Genomic DNA, 16,213 nt, shown 5'->3' with positions numbered 1-16,213 from the left:
TGCCGTGTCAGTGGGAGCGCATTATAGGGATCCCATCTTTTTGCACAAGACTTTTTTAGATCTTTTTTTCCAAATGATGTTTTTTCACCCTTTTCGCAGGGTTTGTGCTCAATTCGCCTAATTTTTACCACGTCAAAGGGTTGCAGATGGTCCCAAAAGCTACCAAAGTCTCTTCATCCCCTGGTTTATTGAGGTAACCATGCCTGTAAATCTACGTCGCTATAAAGATTTATCCCCGAAAATAGGTCAACACGTGATGATCGACACCAGTAGCGTGGTGATCGGCGATGTCAGAATTGATGATGATGTCAGTATCTGGCCAATGGTCACAATTCGCGGTGATGTGAATTATGTGGAAATAGGCGCGCGCACCAACATTCAGGACGGCAGCGTCTTACATGTCACTCATAAGTCTTCATATAATCCACATGGCAATCCACTGATTATTGGCGATGATGTGACCGTCGGTCATAAAGTTATGCTGCACGGCTGCACTATAGCTAACCGCGTGCTGGTTGGTATGGGGTCGATTGTACTGGATGGTGTCATTGTGGAAGATGACGTCATGATTGGTGCCGGTAGTCTGGTTCCACAAAACAAACGTCTGGAAAGCGGCTACCTTTATTTTGGCAACCCGGTTAAACAAATACGCCCCCTCACGGAGGCGGAAATTGTGGGGCTAAGGTATTCAGCAAACAACTATGTGAAATGGAAAAATGATTATCTGGCTCAGGAAAACCAGACCCATCCTTGAGCGTCTTCTTGCTGGTCGCAGATTAATTCGTGGGCCTCCTCTTCCAGATCCCAACGATGCTCACGAAATGCGGCCAGGCACAGTTCGGGATCTTCGTCACCAAAACGTTGCTGAAGCGTTGTTAGCTTTATGGCACAGATCAGTTGCATACCGTTAACTAATGCTGGAAAAGCGATACACTGACGCTCGTCATCCCATACCTCCCTGTCGGGAAATTGAATAGCCTGGTTCACGTGTTCAATTCCTCATGCAAAGCCAGAATTACAGGGGCAATTTCCGGCAGAACACCGTGCCACAATAGTACTGAGTGTGCGGCCTGTGCCACCAGCATTCCCAGCCCATCGGCACATCTTTTAGTACCATGTTGCTGACACCAACGTAAAAATGGCGTGCAACCTTTCTGATAAAACATGTCATAGCAATAGACATGGGTGTTGATTAGCGAAACGGGGATAGCAGGGACTTCTCCTTCAATACCGCTAGATGTGGCATTAATGATGAGATCAAACACCTGACCATTTAATGCTTCTATATCCAGAGCACGGACGCTGCCAGTATGAGCAAACAGCGTTGCCAGTTCATGCGCACGCGAAAATGTACGATTCACAATAGTGACAGCGCAATCCAGCGATAAAAGAGGCAGCAATACGCCACGTGAAGCACCACCTGCACCAATAAGCAGAACCCGAAAACCAGGTTTAATGAAATCGAGTCGTTCTAAATCACTCAGTAGCCCCACGCCATCGGTGTTGTCCCCCAGCAACCGGCCATCCTCCAGCCGTTTAAGGGTATTAACAGCACCGGCCAGTGCTGCACGTTCGGTTAACTCATCTGCTCGCGCGAAAGCCTCTTCTTTGAAAGGAACGGTGACGTTAGCTCCCTTGCCACCATCACCAAAAAAAGCGTTAAGAGTATTTACGAAATCATCAAGGGGGGCCAGGACTCGCCCATAGGGATGCGTAATCTGCAGCTGCTTCGCAAAGAGCTGATGAATAGATGGTGACTTGCTATGAGCAATCGGGTGTCCAAATACTGCGTAGGTTTCCATAAGTTATCCCTGGCGGAAGAGTTCGCCCGTCAAGGCATCACGTATTTCAGAAGGATTCTGACGTCCACCGGTTACCCCATCAACTACCGGGAAGCTAGCGCCAAACTGCGCATAAACCTCAGCAGTCGTGCGGCAAGGTGGCTCACCAGATAAATTGGCGCTAGTAGAAACCAATGGTTTACCGTAAGCCTCACACAACTCAACTACCTGCGGGTGATCCGTTACTCGCACTGCCAGCGAATCAAAACGGCCGGTCAACCAACGGGGTGTAGAATCGAGAGCAGGGAATACAAAGGTCACCGGCCCAGGCCAGCAGGAAAAAATAGCAGCACGCCGCTCATCGCTAAGTTGTGAATCATCAATATAAGGTTTGAGCTGTTCAAAGTTAGCGGCGATTAGGATCAGTCCTTTATCAACCGGTCGCTGTTTAAGTGCCAACAAATGCATGACGGCTTTTTCGCTATCGGGATCGCAGCCGACGCCAAAAACAGCTTCCGTAGGATAGGCGATGACAAGTTCATTGTTCAGGACCGAAACTGCATGTGCGATGGTTTCTGAAAGCAGGTTATTATTCACTGATTATTCCGCCGGTGTCGGCTTTCCACATTGTTTGCTGGCACAAAAACGCTTTACGCCCTGCACCGTTTTCTTTTCGATTAGTAGAGGGTAATGACACTCTGGGCACTCACCCGCCACTGGCTTAAAATTAATGACGAACTGACAATCAGGGTAGCGATCGCAGGAATAAAAGTTTTTTCCGAAACGTGAACGACGTTGGACCAGATGTCCCTGACTACACTGCGGGCAGGCTATGGCAGTCTCATCAGGTTTATCAATGAGTTCAGTATGCTCACATTCTGGGTAGTTGCTACAACCAATAAACATACCAAAACGTCCTTGCCGCAGTACCAATATGGCACCGCAAGACGGACACATCTGCCCCTCCAGAACTTTGACAATATGCCCGTCCGCCTGATTCTTCAGGGAACGGACATAATCACAGTCCGGATAATGTGAACAGCCGAGAAAAGGCCCATGTTTCCCAGAACGTATTACAAGTTCAGCCCCACATTGGGGGCAAGGCTCGTTTTTACGCACCGAAAACAGTGCTGATTTGGTCATAACAACTCTAGTGTCGCTGCGAAAAGATTAATGCAGCATACCTTCATTTACTTCGAAGAGTAATTCTTCCATTTGCTGATAGGCGTTTTCGCAGCCCGGAATATTAAACAGCACCATCAGGATGACCCATTTCAAATCCTCCAAATCGAACTCTGCCGTATCCAGCGCCAGTACGCGTTCTATCACCATTTCCCGCGTTTCGAGGTTCAACACCTGAATTTGCTCAAGGAATAATAAGAATCCTCGGCAGCTCGCATCCAGACGCTGACACTCCTCATCGGTATATACTCGTAAGGAGAGTGGGTCAGAAGCAAGCTGCATGGGCGCAACAAGGCCCTCTTGATAATCAGCCAGTTTCTCGAGCCACATCAGCGCGTTATAGATGTCCTCCCGTTCAAAACCAGCATCGGTAAGATCCCGAGTCAGTTTATCCTGGTCCACCCGCATTTCTGCTTCGTTATGGATGTAAGTCTCAAACAAATACATGAGTACGTCGAACATGGCTTGCCCTCCTTAATCGGACATAGCCGCCGGGTACAGCTGCGATCCAGCCTGCTAACTCCAGTTCAAGTAGCTGAGCTACGGTCACTGGCACAGATTGGCCGGCACGTTCAGCGACAACGTCAACAGGTGTTACCTCATCTCCTACGTTAGCCAGGAGCTCTGGAAATGGCAATGCTACAGGGGGCTGATTGTCGCAATTATTTACGTTATCATGCTCATCGAAGGCCCATAGCAGCTCATGCTGCCAATATTCAACTATATCTTCCGGTGCAGTAACGGGAATGGCTCCTTGCTTGATAAGCCAATGTGGACCTTCGGAACCAGGACTACCAATAGGTCCGGGTAATGCGAAGACTTCCCTTCCCTGTTCCAGAGCACAGCGAACAGTCACTAATGAGCCACTTTTTAATGCTGCCTCGATAACCAATACGCCAACACTTAATCCACTGATAATCCGGTTACGCCGGGGAAAGTTACCCGGTAATGGGGGAGTAAAAAGAGGAAATTCGGAGAGTACAACGCCGCCACTGCTAGTTATTTGTTCTGCTAATGCTTGATGGCGGCGAGGATAAATCTCTCTTAAACCATTCCCTAAAACGGCAACGGTTTTTCCTTGCCCCTCCAGTGCACCACGATGAGCTATACCATCAATACCTAAAGCCAATCCGCTAGTGATCGTAATGCCATAGCGAACTAAAACCTCACAAAACATTTTCCCCCAACGAGCGCCATACCATGAATGCGCGCGACTGCCCACTACGGCTAACTGTCGGTTGCTCAGTAATACCGGATCACCACAAGCTAAAAGTGCGCCAGGATAGTCAACAATTGCCCGTAGCTGGGGAGGATAGAGAGGATCGTCAGCAGTGAGTAGATAACAATTTGGTCGTTCCAGCCATTGCAGTGTTGTATCAATCTCATGTTGATTAATTCCAAGAAAATGTTTCGATTGCACCTTATTCAAACCGCAGGCATTCAAACTCTCATGATCTATTGTTGGGATTGAACATAACTGATGAGCAACCATCACCATTTCGTCGCCATACAGGCTGCTCACTTTCATCAGGCGTAACCAAATTTCTGTAGGCGTCATCCCTGTTCCCCTCTGCCATAAGCGGCTTTAGCAATCTTTGCGATTGGACAGCGAGACTGTCAATTGCGGGGGGTTTTGTCTAGAATAGAGCTAATAATCTTATCAACTCCTGAATACAACTCTGGATCTTTATGGCAGTTTTGCAAGTGTTACATATTCCGGACGAGCGCCTTCGCAAAGTCGCTGAGCCGGTCAAAGAAGTGAATGCGGAAATTCAGCGTATCGTCGATGATATGTTCGAGACAATGTACGCTGAGGAAGGCATTGGTCTGGCCGCTACGCAGGTGGACATCCATCAGCGTATTATTGTTATTGATGTGTCAGAGAATCGAGAAGAGCGTCTGGTGTTAATTAATCCAGAATTGCTGGAAAAAGACGGTGAAACTGGGATTGAGGAAGGCTGCCTTTCCATTCCTGAGCAGCGTGCGTTGGTACCACGAGCCGAAAAAGTAAGGATTCGGGCTCTGGATCGTGAAGGTAAGCCGTTTGAACTGTCAGCCGATGGTTTACTGGCTATTTGTATCCAACATGAAATGGATCATCTAGTAGGCAAACTATTTATTGATTATCTGTCCCCGCTTAAGCAACAGCGTATCCGCCAGAAAGTTGAAAAACTGGATCGCCTGAATGCACGAGCCTGAAGACAAGGACTAACGTGTCACAATCATTACGTATAATTTTTGCGGGAACGCCCGATTTTGCAGCGCGTCATCTTGACGCACTGTTGTCATCTGAGTATGAGATCGTCGGTGTATTCACTCAGCCAGACAGGCCTGCAGGTCGTGGCAAAAAACTCATGCCGAGTCCTGTCAAAATACTGGCTGAAGCAAATGGCCTACCGGTATTTCAACCCTCTTCACTGCGCCCGCAGGAAAATCAGCAGCTGGTTGCCTCGCTGAACGCCGATGTGATGGTTGTAGTTGCTTATGGACTAATCCTCCCCAAGCAGGTTCTGGACATGCCACGTCTGGGTTGCCTCAACGTTCACGGTTCTTTGTTGCCACGTTGGCGCGGTGCGGCGCCAATCCAGCGTGCATTATGGGCTGGTGATACCGAGACTGGCGTGACCATTATGCAAATGGACGTAGGGCTCGATACTGGTGATATGTTGTATAAACTGTCTTGCCCAATTACTGGAGAAGACACCAGCAGTAGCTTGTACGATAAATTGGCGGTTCTTGGGCCACAAGGATTACTGGAAACTCTGGCTCAACTGGTCAGTGGTACAGCAAAACCTGAAGTACAAGACGAAACGCTAGTCAGCTATGCCGAGAAGCTAAGCAAAGAAGAAGCGCGTATTGACTGGTCACTTTCTGCCGTGCAGCTTGAACGTTGCATTCGGGCGTTCAATCCATGGCCAATAAGCTGGCTAGAAATTGATGAACAACCAGTAAAAGTCTGGCGTGCATCTGTTAGCACCGATACAAGCAGTGCTGAACCCGGCACTATCGTGGCAGTCAGCAAATTGGGTATCCAGATGGCAACTGGTGACGGTATCCTGAATCTGGAGTCGCTGCAGCCAGCGGGTAAAAAAGCAATGAGTGCACAGGACTTGCTGAATTCTCGTCGGGAGTGGTTTATCCCCGGTCATCGTCTTGCCTGACGGTTCTCTCTTCTAAAGCCCGGTTTCGCCGGGCATTTTTATTTTTACTCTTATGAAAAAAAATCTTAACTTACGCAGCCTGGCTGCCCAGGCTATTGAGCAAGTCGTTGAACAAGGGCAATCGTTAAGCAACGTTTTGCCTCCGTTACAGCAGAAAGTCAGTGAAAAAGATAAAGCACTGCTGCAAGAGCTATGCTTTGGCGTTCTGCGCACGCTAAATCAGCTTGAATGGTTAATCAGTAAACTGATGGATCGCCCGATGAAGGGCAAGCAGCGCACTATTCATTTTTTAATCATGGTCGGTTTATATCAGTTGCTGTACACCCGCATTCCTGCTCACGCCGCACTGGCAGAAACGGTGGAAGGTGCAGTCTCCGTTAAACGTCCTCAGTTGAAGGGGCTTATTAACGGTGTGTTGCGTCAGTTTCAACGCCAACAGGAAGAACTGCTGGCTGAATTTGCGCAAACCGAAAATCGCTTCCTCCACCCCAAATGGCTACTTAAACGTATTCAACAGGCCTGGCCGCAGCAGTGGCAAGCGATTGCAGATGCCAATAATCAACGCCCGCCAATGTGGTTACGCGTTAACCGCACCCATCATTCTCGCGATGAATGGCTCGCGTTACTGAAAGAAGCAGGATTACAAGGCTTTGCTCATTCAGACTACCCAGATGCTGTTCGTCTGGCATCTCCAGCCCCTGTTCATTCCTTACCAGGTTTTAATGAAGGTTGGGTTACTGTCCAGGATGCTTCAGCGCAAGGTTGTATGCATTATTTGACTCCTGAGAACGGAGAAAGGATTCTCGATCTCTGCGCAGCCCCTGGTGGAAAAACAACCCACATCCTGGAAGTTGCACCACAGGCTAACGTAATGGCCGTTGATATCGATGAGCAGCGACTTTCCCGCGTCTATGACAATCTTAAACGCCTTGGCCTCAAGGCGCAGGTTAAACAGGGTGATGGGTGCTATCCAGCGCAATGGTGTGGTGATGAAATATTCGATCGTATCCTGCTTGACGCACCTTGCTCCGCAACAGGGGTTATTCGTCGCCATCCGGATATCAAATGGTTGCGGCGCGATAGTGATATTGCCGAGTTGGCGCAGCTGCAGGCAAAAATTCTTGATGCCATTTGGCCCCATCTAAAGCCCGGCGGAACACTGGTTTACGCTACCTGCTCCATTTTACCAGAAGAGAACTGTGAGCAAATTGCAGCTTTCCTTACTCGCACATCAGATGCAGAGTTGAGCACAACGGGAACGCTTGAGAAACCAGGATTGCAAAATTTCCCTGGGTCAGAAGAAGGTGATGGATTCTTTTACGCTAAGCTGATTAAAAACCGGAAATAACAGGTCACTGTTGATGAAGATTATTATTCTTGGCGCTGGACAGGTAGGCGGAACTCTGGCGGAAAATCTAGTTGGAGAGAACAACGATATTACGCTAGTTGATACTAATGGCGATCGTCTTCGCAGCTTGCAGGATAAATTCGATCTGCGTGTAGTACAGGGGCATGGCTCGCACCCACGCGTACTACGTGAAGCAGGTGCAGACGATGCAGACATGCTGGTTGCAGTCACCAACTCAGATGAAACCAACATGGTAGCCTGTCAGGTCGCCTATTCGCTATTTAATACTCCGAATCGTATTGCCCGTATCCGTTCTCCAGATTATGTACGCGATGCTGATAAACTCTTTCACTCAGAAGCTGTCCCTATTGATCATCTGATTGCACCAGAACAGCTGGTAATTAATAATATATATCGCTTAATTGAGTATCCTGGCGCCCTACAGGTTGTTAATTTTGCTGAAGGGAAAGTCAGCCTGGCTGTGGTTAAGGCCTATTATGGCGGTCCTCTGGTCGGTAATGCACTTTCAACTATGCGCGAACATATGCCACATATTGATACGCGCGTAGCAGCTATTTTCCGCCACGATCGACCAATCAGGCCGCAAGGGTCAACAATCGTTGAAGCTGGTGACGAAGTGTTTTTCATCGCCGCATCTCAGCATATCCGCGCAGTAATGAGCGAACTTCAGCGCCTGGAGAAACCCTACAAGCGCATTATGCTGGTCGGAGGAGGAAACATCGGAGCTGGGCTTGCTCATCGGCTGGAGAAAGATTACAGCGTCAAACTTATTGAGCGCAACCAGCAGCGCGCAGCAGAACTCGCAGAGAAACTGCAAAATACCATCGTCTTTTACGGAGACGCCTCAGATCAGGAATTACTGGCTGAGGAGCATATTGATCAAGTTGATCTCTTCATTGCAGTCACCAATGATGATGAAGCCAATATTATGTCTGCGATGTTAGCTAAACGTATGGGGGCCAAAAAAGTCATGGTACTCATCCAACGTCGCGCCTATGTTGATCTTGTTCAGGGTAGCGTGATCGACATTGCGATCTCACCACAGCAGGCAACAATATCTGCACTACTTAGCCACGTTCGCAAGGCGGATATTGTCGGCGTTTCTTCGTTACGACGCGGCGTTGCAGAAGCTATCGAAGCTGTGGCTCACGGTGATGAGAGCACTTCGCGAGTAGTAGGCCGCGCGATTGATGAAATTAAGCTTCCCCCAGGAACCATCATTGGTGCTGTCGTACGCGGTAATGATGTCATGATAGCTAATAACAATCTGCGTATTGAACAAGGCGATCATGTCATTATGTTCCTCACTGACAAAAAATTTATCTCCGATGTTGAGAGACTCTTCCAACCAAGCCCCTTCTTCCTGTAGTTTTCAGGCGTCATGCTGGCGCCTTTCCTTTATCCCTTATTTATCAATGGATAATATTTCTATGCAATTATTACCTGGCAATGGAAAATAGGAATACATTTGTTAAACTTATCAGTGTTAGCTGGCCCAAGGAGAATAAAATGAGTTTTTTAAAAGAATTTCGCGAATTCGCGATGCGCGGTAATGTTGTTGACCTGGCCGTCGGTGTCATCATTGGTGCCGCATTCGGTAAGATTGTATCGTCGCTAGTCGCCGATATAATTATGCCACCACTAGGTTTGCTTATTGGCGGGATCGATTTTAAACAGTTTGCGGTTACGCTTCGTGATGCACAGGGGGATATCCCCGCAGTCGTCATGCACTATGGTGTATTCATCCAAAACGTTTTTGACTTTGTCATCGTTGCATTTGCCATTTTTATGGCAATTAAACTGATAAATAGACTAAACCGCAAAAAAGAAGAAGCTCCAGCTGCGCCGCCGGCTCCAGGCAAAGAAGAAGTCTTGCTCAGTGAAATTCGTGACTTGCTAAAAGAACAAAACAATCGTTCTTAATTAAAATATTAGAAGCAGAAGGCCAGTGGTAAAAAAGTGCTTAACTCTCTTGCCACTGGCCTCCCGCTCATTACGTCCCGTATGTTTATCTTTACGCTGGTAACTTCCTTTTCCTTTCTTATTCTTCTCAACTCGCTGCCTGAACAAGGGGTCATGAAGTAGTGCCTCAATGGCGTTATCTTTTATTTTACCTTTAGTATGTTGATAGTGGCTCATAAACACTCCTGATTAGTAAAAATCGATGCAAGTGTAGATCTGCACGATGTAGAAATCAACGCTCTGCATTTTGGCTACTGGCTCCTTGCTCAAGCGCCTCAAGGATCGAACAATAAATACTACTGTGTGCGGTCCCACAGCATGCGTCATTAAGCCGCTGCAATGACCGACGCATAGTTTGTAGCTCTTTGATCCGAGATTCAACTTCCCTTAAACGAGCCTTAACGATACCTTTCGACTCCTGGCAAGTATGATGCTCCGGATCTATTCGGATCGAAAGAAGTTCGCGAATCGATTCCAATGTGAAACCCAATTGCCTGGCATAACGAATAAAACGGAGTCTCTGCAGATCGTTGTCTGAATAGAGACGAAATCCTCCTTCAGTACGTACGTTATGCTCCATCATCTGCTGTTTTTCATAATAGCGAATGGTATCGGGAGTAACGTCTGCCAATTTTGCCAGTTCACCGATGCGATACATTATTGCTCCTCATTAATCTTATGCAGTAACTTATCTACATAATCGCCACGCAAAAAGTCAGTATTAAGACCTGCTTGCCGTAGTTTTAGTTCAACCAGGGCAAGACGACGACTCCACTCCACGCAGCACGGTTCGTTTTCCTGAACGTTCCTGAGTAAGTCAACAAGCATGATTGCTTCTTTTCGATGTTCCAGCTCGGGAGGTAAACAGCCTGCATTTTTAAGCAACCGATAGCTTGCGCGTAGCTCTGGTGGGACATGTGAATCATCATCCAACATAAGCGGTTCTCCGCAGCCTGGAAGATTATCGAATTCACCTTTGTTTTGAGCATCGAGGATATGGCGCTCTGCCCACTGATCCAGTAACCACATGATACGGCTCCGGGGATGAACACAAATAGTACAGATATTGTAGTGAAGCGGAATGATAGAGGATATAAAAAAACCCGCCTGGGCGGGTTTTTTTACGTTACTACAAATTACTCTGCAGCAGCTTCTGCTTTCGATTCAGAGCGATCAACCAGCTCGATGTATGCCATCGGCGCGTTGTCGCCTGCACGGAAGCCACACTTCAGAATGCGAGTGTAACCACCTGCGCGGCTCGCGAAACGCGGGCCCAGCTCGTTAAACAGTTTTGCCACGATCTCGTTATCACGAGTACGGGCGAATGCCAGACGACGATTAGCTACGCTATCAGTCTTGGCAAGAGTAATCAGCGGCTCAACTACGCGACGCAGTTCTTTCGCTTTCGGCAGGGTCGTCTTGATGATCTCATGACGAACCAGCGAACCAGCCATGTTACGGAACATAGCCTGGCGATGGCTGCTGTTGCGGTTCAGTTGACGACCACTCTTACGATGGCGCATGACCTTATCCTTCTCAGTAAAACCTTAACCTGTGATCCGGTTACTCGTCAGCAATGCTTGCCGGTGGCCAGTTTTCCAGGCGCATGCCCAGAGACAAACCACGTGAAGCCAGCACGTCTTTAATCTCAGTAAGAGATTTTTTACCCAGGTTCGGCGTTTTCAGCAACTCAACCTCGGTACGCTGTACCAGATCACCGATATAGTGGATAGCTTCTGCCTTGAGGCAGTTAGCAGAGCGGACAGTCAATTCGAGATCGTCAACAGGGCGCAGCAGGATCGGATCGAATTCTGGTTTCTCTTCTTTCACTTCCGGCTGACGTACATCACGTAAGTCAACAAAAGCTTCCAGTTGTTCTGCCAGGATGGTTGCCGCACGACGAATCGCCTCTTCAGGATCGATTGTGCCGTTGGTTTCCATTTCGATGACCAGCTTGTCCAGGTCGGTACGCTGTTCTACACGCGCTGCTTCAACATTGTAGGCAATACGCTCTACTGGGCTGTAGCATGCGTCGACTAACAGACGGCCGATCGGGCGCTCATCTTCTTCCGAATGAATTCGGGCAGAAGCCGGCACATAACCGCGACCGCGCTGAACTTTGATACGCATGCTAATAGCAGCATTCTCATCGGTCAGGTGGCAGATCACATGTTGCGGCTTGACGATTTCGACATCACCGTCATGGGTAATGTCGGCTGCGGTCACAGGGCCAATGCCAGATTTATTCAAAGTAAGGATGACTTCATCTTTACCCTGAACTCTCACCGCCAGCCCTTTCAGGTTGAGCAGGATTTCAAGGATATCTTCCTGAACGCCTTCTTTGGTGCTGTACTCATGAAGTACACCATCAATCTCAACCTCGGTCACCGCGCAACCCGGCATCGATGAGAGCAGAATACGGCGCAGTGCGTTACCCAGAGTATGGCCAAAGCCACGCTCTAAAGGCTCAAGGGTCACCTTGGCGTGCGTCGAACTCACTTGCTCGATATCGACCAGGCGCGGTTTTAGAAACTCTGTCACAGAACCCTGCATTGTGTCCTCTCTTTGGTACTAAGCTTTACTTGGAGTAAAGCTCGACGATCAGGTGTTCGTTAATGTCCGCAGACAGATCAGAACGTTCTGGCTGACGCTTGAACGTACCTTCCATCTTGCCAGCATCAACTTCCAGCCAGGTTGGCTTTTCACGCTGCTCAGCCAGCTCCAGAGCGGCTTTCACGCGAGATTGCTTTTTCGCTTTCTCACGAATGCTGACAACGTCATTCGCTTTAACCTGATAAGAAGCGATGTTAACAACACGACCGTTTACCATGATAGCTTTGTGGCTAACCAGCTGACGTGATTCAGCACGAGTCGCGCCGAAGCCCATACGGTATACAACGTTGTCCAGACGACCTTCCAGCAGAGTCAACAGGTTTTCACCAGTGTTGCCTTTCAGACGCGCTGCTTCTTTATAATAGTTACGGAACTGACGCTCCAGCACACCGTACATACGGCGAACTTTTTGCTTTTCACGCAACTGCACACCATAGTCAGACAGACGCGGTTTACGCGCACCGTGCTGGCCAGGAGCTTGTTCAATTTTACACTTGGTATCGATCGCGCGAACGCCAGACTTAAGGAATAAGTCAGTGCCCTCACGACGGCTCAGCTTGAGCTTAGGACCCAAATATCTTGCCATTTTCTTTCTCCAACAATCCTAGAAACGAACGCGTTATACGCGACGTTTTTTCGGCGGACGACAACCGTTATGAGGGATCGGAGTCACATCAGTAATATTCGTGATGCGGAAACCAGCGGCGTTCAGTGCACGAATAGTAGATTCGCGACCTGGACCCGGACCTTTAACCATAACTTCCAGATTCTTGATGCCGTATTCTTTTACGGCTTCAGCGCAACGCTCTGCTGCAACCTGAGCTGCAAACGGAGTGGATTTGCGAGAACCACGGAAACCGGAACCACCGGCTGTTGCCCAACCCAGCGCGTTACCCTGACGATCAGTAATGGTAACGATGGTGTTGTTAAAAGAAGCATGGACATGAGCCACGCCATCAGAGACTTGTTTTCTTACACGCTTACGTGCACGAACTGGTGCCTTTGCCATTATTCAATCACCCCGACTATTTCTTGATCGGTTTACGCGGACCCTTACGGGTACGTGCGTTGGTCTTAGTACGCTGACCGCGAACCGGAAGACCACGACGATGGCGTAAACCACGATAGCAACCAAGGTCCATAAGACGCTTGATGCTCAGGGTGATTTCACGGCGCAGATCACCTTCAACGACAAATTTACCTACTGCTTCACGCAGGGATTCAATTTGTTCTTCAGACAGCTCACTGATCTTAACATTTTCAGCGATACCCGTGTCAGCACAGATGGCTTTAGAGCGGGTCTTGCCGATACCGAAAATTGCAGTTAATGCAATGACGGTATGTTTGTGATCAGGAATGTTAATGCCTGCTATACGGGCCACTATGCACTCCTACTATTTAATATGTACGCACCATGCTGAAAAGCCCGTTTTCAGGATACTCAAATGGAAACGTACAGACATACAAAAGATTGGCTGGCTAATCTAGCCAGCTCAACCCAACTTTGCAAGAAAAATATGCGAATAAATCAGCCTTGGCGCTGTTTATGCTTCGGCTCGGCACTGCAAATCACGCGGATGACACCATCACGCTTAACGATTTTGCAGTTACGGCATAATTTCTTGACGGAAGCACGAACTTTCATTTTTACTCTCCGTAACTTCTCGGGCGCCCTGTTAGCGGCCGTAGCCTTTCAGGTTCGCCTTCTTCAATGCAGACTCATACTGACTTGACATCATCAGAGTTTGCACTTGAGCCATAAAGTCCATAATCACAACGACAACGATAAGCAGTGAGGTCCCACCGAAGTAGAACGGTACTTTCATTGCATCACGCATGAACTCCGGGATCAGGCAGATAAAAGTGATGTACAACGCACCAACTAAAGTCAGGCGGGTCATTACTTTATCGATATACTTCGCCGTTTGCTCTCCCGGACGAATTCCTGGTACAAATGCACCGGACTTCTTCAGGTTATCTGCTGTTTCACGCGGGTTGAATACTAAAGCCGTGTAGAAGAAACAGAAGAAGATGATTGCAGACGCATAGAGTAACACATAAAGCGGTTGCCCAGGCTGCAAATACAGCGAAATTGTTGTCAGCCAGTTCCAACCAGTACCGCCCCCGAACCATGACGTGATGGTAGCCGGGAACAGAATAATACTGGAAGCGAAGATTGCCGGGATTACCCCTGCCATATTCACTTTCAGCGGTAAATGTGTGCTCTGTGCAGCATAGACACGACGACCCTGCTGACGCTTCGCGTAGTTAACCACAATACGGCGTTGACCACGTTCTACAAAGACAACAAAGAAGGTCACTGCAAATACTAATACTGCAACCAACAGCAACAGGAGGAAGTGCAGGTCGCCTTGACGCGCTTGCTCGATAGTATGGGCGATGGCTGGCGGGAGTCCCGCAACAATACCAGCGAAGATAATGATCGAAATACCGTTACCGATACCACGCTCAGTAATCTGTTCGCCTAGCCACATCAGGAACATCGTTCCTGAAACCAGACTCACAACAGCGGTGAAATAGAACGCAAAACCTGGATTAATGACCAGGCCCTGCATACCAGGCATATTCGGTAGACCAGTAGCAATACCAATCGACTGGAATATCGCCAGCACCAGAGTACCGTAGCGGGTGTACTGGCTGATCTTACGACGACCAGACTCCCCTTCTTTCTTAAGCTCCGCCAATGGCTGATAAACAACCGTTAACAGCTGGACAATGATCGATGCCGAAATATACGGCATGATACCCAGAGCGAAGATAGAAGCACGGCTGAGAGCACCACCAGAGAACATGTTGAACATTTCAATGATGGTGCCTCGCTGTTGCTCAAGCAGTTTGGCAAGTACAGTGGCATCAATACCAGGGATCGGAATAAAAGAGCCAATACGGAACACAATCAACGCACCGATTACAAACAAAAGTCTGCGTTTCAGCTCGCCAATCCCACCTTTGGCACTTTGAAAATCTAATCCCGGTTGCTTAGCCATCTGCTACTTATTCCTCAATTTTACCGCCAGCAGCTTCGATAGCAGCACGAGCACCTTTAGTCACGCGCAGACCACGAACAGTTACCGGACGAGATACCTCACCAGACAGGATCACTTTCGCGAACTCGATCTGGATACCGATAATGTTAGCCGCTTTCAGCGTGTTCAGGTCGACTACATCGCCTTCTACATGAGCCAGATCAGACAGACGAACTTCTGCAGTGATCATTGCTTTACGAGAAGTGAAGCCAAATTTCGGCAGACGACGGTACAGAGGCATCTGACCACCTTCGAAACCGCGACGTACGCCACCGCCAGAACGAGAGTTCTGACCTTTGTGACCACGACCACCGGTTTTACCGAGGCCAGAACCGATACCACGACCCAGGCGTTTACCCGCCTTTTTGGAGCCTTCGGCCGGAGACAGAGTATTTAAACGCATCTCTTACTCCTCAACTTTAACCATGAAGGAAACCGCGTTGACCATACCACGAACAGCAGGAGTATCCTCGCGCTCTACGGTGTGACCAATACGACGCAGACCCAGGCCAAGCAGCGTTGCCTTGTGTTTCGGCAGACGACCGATTGCACTGCGGGTTTGAGTAATTTTAATAGTCTTTGCCATGGTTTATTTCCCCAGAATTTCTTCAACGGATTTACCACGCTTGGCAGCGACCATTTCTGGAGAATTCATATTTTCCAGGCCATCAATAGTTGCACGAACCACGTTGATCGGGTTAGTAGAACCATATGCTTTAGCCAGAACGTTATGAACTCCAGCAACTTCCAGAACGGCGCGCATTGCACCACCGGCGATAATACCGGTACCTTCGGAAGCTGGCTGCATGAATACACGAGAACCCGTGTGAACACCTTTAACCGGGTGCTGCAGGGTGCCGTGGTTCAGCGCGACATTAATCATATTGCGACGGGCTTTTTCCATCGCTTTCTGGATCGCTGCTGGAACTTCACGCGCTTTACCGTAACCAAAACCTACGCGACCGTTACCGTCACCAACTACAGTCAGAGCTGTGAAGGAGAAAATACGACCACCTTTAACGGTTTTAGATACGCGGTTAACCGCGATCAGCTTTTCCTGCAGTTCGCCAGCTTGTTTTTCGATGTGAGCCATCTTAC

At 48.5% G+C, this 16,213-nt stretch carries 25 protein-coding genes; 6 read left to right on the top strand and 19 right to left on the bottom strand.

The window, feature by feature from the left end; all coding sequences use genetic code 11:
• Window positions 1-199 precede the first annotated feature (199 nt).
• Window positions 200-754, top strand: a complete 555-nt coding sequence (locus DA718_RS02720) for a gamma carbonic anhydrase family protein (RefSeq protein WP_112217282.1) — start codon at window positions 200-202, stop codon at window positions 752-754.
• Here DA718_RS02720 and DA718_RS02715 read toward each other — a convergent pair.
• The 6 genes from DA718_RS02715 to dprA are packed head-to-tail and all read right to left on the bottom strand — an operon-like array spanning window position 730 to window position 4,521.
• Window positions 730-987, bottom strand: a complete 258-nt coding sequence (locus DA718_RS02715; protein WP_112217281.1) for a DUF1488 family protein — start codon at window positions 985-987, stop codon at window positions 730-732. The genes DA718_RS02720 and DA718_RS02715 overlap by 25 nt on opposite strands.
• A complete protein-coding gene (gene aroE, locus DA718_RS02710) occupies window positions 984-1,802 on the bottom strand; it encodes a shikimate dehydrogenase (protein ID WP_112217280.1) in 819 nt (272 codons plus the stop codon). Before aroE ends, DA718_RS02715 begins: the two co-directional genes overlap by 4 nt.
• Window positions 1,803-1,805: 3 nt before the next feature.
• Window positions 1,806-2,378, bottom strand: coding sequence for an L-threonylcarbamoyladenylate synthase type 1 TsaC (gene tsaC / locus DA718_RS02705; protein WP_112217279.1), 573 nt, complete (start codon window positions 2,376-2,378; stop codon window positions 1,806-1,808).
• Between the two features lie 3 nt (window positions 2,379-2,381).
• Window positions 2,382-2,924 (bottom strand): DNA topoisomerase family protein, encoded by a 543-nt coding sequence (locus tag DA718_RS02700; RefSeq protein WP_112217278.1) that lies wholly within the window; start codon window positions 2,922-2,924, stop codon window positions 2,382-2,384.
• A gap of 27 nt (window positions 2,925-2,951) precedes the next feature.
• Complete coding sequence (smg, locus tag DA718_RS02695) at window positions 2,952-3,425, bottom strand: DUF494 family protein Smg (RefSeq protein WP_004125874.1); 474 nt, start codon at window positions 3,423-3,425, stop codon at window positions 2,952-2,954.
• On the bottom strand, window positions 3,397-4,521 hold the full coding sequence (gene dprA, locus DA718_RS02690; protein ID WP_112217277.1) for a DNA-protecting protein DprA: 1,125 nt from the start codon (window positions 4,519-4,521) through the stop codon (window positions 3,397-3,399). Before dprA ends, smg begins: the two co-directional genes overlap by 29 nt.
• A 131-nt stretch (window positions 4,522-4,652) precedes the next feature.
• Between dprA and def the strand changes: the two genes are divergently transcribed.
• The 5 genes from def to mscL all read left to right on the top strand — a co-directional run bounded on the left by def (window position 4,653) and on the right by mscL (window position 9,416).
• Window positions 4,653-5,162 (top strand): peptide deformylase, encoded by a 510-nt coding sequence (gene def, locus DA718_RS02685; RefSeq protein ID WP_112217276.1) that lies wholly within the window; start codon window positions 4,653-4,655, stop codon window positions 5,160-5,162.
• A 14-nt stretch (window positions 5,163-5,176) separates the two neighbouring features.
• Window positions 5,177-6,124, top strand: a complete 948-nt coding sequence (gene fmt, locus DA718_RS02680) for a methionyl-tRNA formyltransferase (protein ID WP_112217275.1) — start codon at window positions 5,177-5,179, stop codon at window positions 6,122-6,124.
• 52 nt (window positions 6,125-6,176) lie between these two features.
• The gene (rsmB, locus tag DA718_RS02675; RefSeq protein ID WP_112217274.1) at window positions 6,177-7,472 is read left to right on the top strand and encodes a 16S rRNA (cytosine(967)-C(5))-methyltransferase RsmB; all 1,296 of its coding nucleotides are present in this window, start codon (window positions 6,177-6,179) and stop codon (window positions 7,470-7,472) included.
• Between the two features lie 13 nt (window positions 7,473-7,485).
• On the top strand, window positions 7,486-8,862 hold the full coding sequence (gene trkA, locus DA718_RS02670) for a Trk system potassium transporter TrkA (protein ID WP_110275039.1): 1,377 nt from the start codon (window positions 7,486-7,488) through the stop codon (window positions 8,860-8,862).
• A gap of 140 nt (window positions 8,863-9,002) precedes the next feature.
• The gene (mscL, locus tag DA718_RS02665) at window positions 9,003-9,416 is read left to right on the top strand and encodes a large-conductance mechanosensitive channel protein MscL (RefSeq protein WP_112217273.1); all 414 of its coding nucleotides are present in this window, start codon (window positions 9,003-9,005) and stop codon (window positions 9,414-9,416) included.
• On the opposite strand, the gene DA718_RS02660 is transcribed toward mscL, so the two are convergent.
• The 13 genes from DA718_RS02660 to rpsE all read right to left on the bottom strand — a co-directional run bounded on the left by DA718_RS02660 (window position 9,417) and on the right by rpsE (window position 16,208).
• On the bottom strand, window positions 9,417-9,632 hold the full coding sequence (locus DA718_RS02660) for an alternative ribosome-rescue factor A (RefSeq protein WP_112217272.1): 216 nt from the start codon (window positions 9,630-9,632) through the stop codon (window positions 9,417-9,419).
• A 55-nt stretch (window positions 9,633-9,687) separates the two neighbouring features.
• The gene (zntR, locus tag DA718_RS02655) at window positions 9,688-10,113 is read right to left on the bottom strand and encodes a Zn(2+)-responsive transcriptional regulator (protein WP_112217271.1); all 426 of its coding nucleotides are present in this window, start codon (window positions 10,111-10,113) and stop codon (window positions 9,688-9,690) included.
• The gene (locus tag DA718_RS02650) at window positions 10,113-10,484 is read right to left on the bottom strand and encodes a DnaJ family domain-containing protein (RefSeq protein WP_112217270.1); all 372 of its coding nucleotides are present in this window, start codon (window positions 10,482-10,484) and stop codon (window positions 10,113-10,115) included. Before DA718_RS02650 ends, zntR begins: the two co-directional genes overlap by 1 nt.
• Before the next feature lie 107 nt (window positions 10,485-10,591).
• A complete protein-coding gene (gene rplQ, locus DA718_RS02645; RefSeq protein ID WP_001216372.1) occupies window positions 10,592-10,978 on the bottom strand; it encodes a 50S ribosomal protein L17 in 387 nt (128 codons plus the stop codon).
• Between the two features lie 40 nt (window positions 10,979-11,018).
• Window positions 11,019-12,008, bottom strand: coding sequence for a DNA-directed RNA polymerase subunit alpha (locus DA718_RS02640; RefSeq protein ID WP_002919219.1), 990 nt, complete (start codon window positions 12,006-12,008; stop codon window positions 11,019-11,021).
• Window positions 12,009-12,033: 25 nt separating this feature from the next.
• Entirely contained in the window at window positions 12,034-12,654 is a 621-nt protein-coding gene (gene rpsD / locus DA718_RS02635) for a 30S ribosomal protein S4 (protein ID WP_004125897.1), read from the bottom strand.
• Between the two features lie 33 nt (window positions 12,655-12,687).
• On the bottom strand, window positions 12,688-13,077 hold the full coding sequence (gene rpsK, locus DA718_RS02630) for a 30S ribosomal protein S11 (protein WP_004138423.1): 390 nt from the start codon (window positions 13,075-13,077) through the stop codon (window positions 12,688-12,690).
• 16 nt (window positions 13,078-13,093) lie between these two features.
• Complete coding sequence (gene rpsM / locus DA718_RS02625) at window positions 13,094-13,450, bottom strand: 30S ribosomal protein S13 (RefSeq protein ID WP_004106333.1); 357 nt, start codon at window positions 13,448-13,450, stop codon at window positions 13,094-13,096.
• Between the two features lie 146 nt (window positions 13,451-13,596).
• Complete coding sequence (gene rpmJ / locus DA718_RS02620) at window positions 13,597-13,713, bottom strand: 50S ribosomal protein L36 (RefSeq protein ID WP_000868187.1); 117 nt, start codon at window positions 13,711-13,713, stop codon at window positions 13,597-13,599.
• Between the two features lie 31 nt (window positions 13,714-13,744).
• Window positions 13,745-15,076 carry a preprotein translocase subunit SecY gene (gene secY / locus DA718_RS02615; RefSeq protein WP_110275027.1) on the bottom strand — a complete coding sequence of 444 codons (1,332 nt, stop codon included), beginning with the start codon at window positions 15,074-15,076 and terminating at the stop codon, window positions 13,745-13,747.
• A 7-nt stretch (window positions 15,077-15,083) separates the two neighbouring features.
• Complete coding sequence (rplO, locus tag DA718_RS02610) at window positions 15,084-15,518, bottom strand: 50S ribosomal protein L15 (RefSeq protein WP_110275025.1); 435 nt, start codon at window positions 15,516-15,518, stop codon at window positions 15,084-15,086.
• A 3-nt stretch (window positions 15,519-15,521) separates the two neighbouring features.
• Window positions 15,522-15,701: a 50S ribosomal protein L30 gene (rpmD, locus tag DA718_RS02605; RefSeq protein ID WP_001140434.1), complete on the bottom strand. Its 180-nt coding sequence runs from the start codon at window positions 15,699-15,701 to the stop codon at window positions 15,522-15,524.
• A 3-nt stretch (window positions 15,702-15,704) separates the two neighbouring features.
• Complete coding sequence (rpsE, locus tag DA718_RS02600) at window positions 15,705-16,208, bottom strand: 30S ribosomal protein S5 (protein ID WP_004106339.1); 504 nt, start codon at window positions 16,206-16,208, stop codon at window positions 15,705-15,707.
• Between the last annotated feature and the right edge of the window lie 5 nt (window positions 16,209-16,213).

Origin of the sequence: Klebsiella huaxiensis, from assembly GCF_003261575.2 — a bacterium.
GTDB classification, from domain to species: Bacteria; Pseudomonadota; Gammaproteobacteria; order Enterobacterales; family Enterobacteriaceae; genus Klebsiella; species Klebsiella huaxiensis.
The sequence above is the reverse complement of the archived record's forward strand: the minus strand, read 5'-3'. Positions and strand labels throughout refer to the sequence as shown.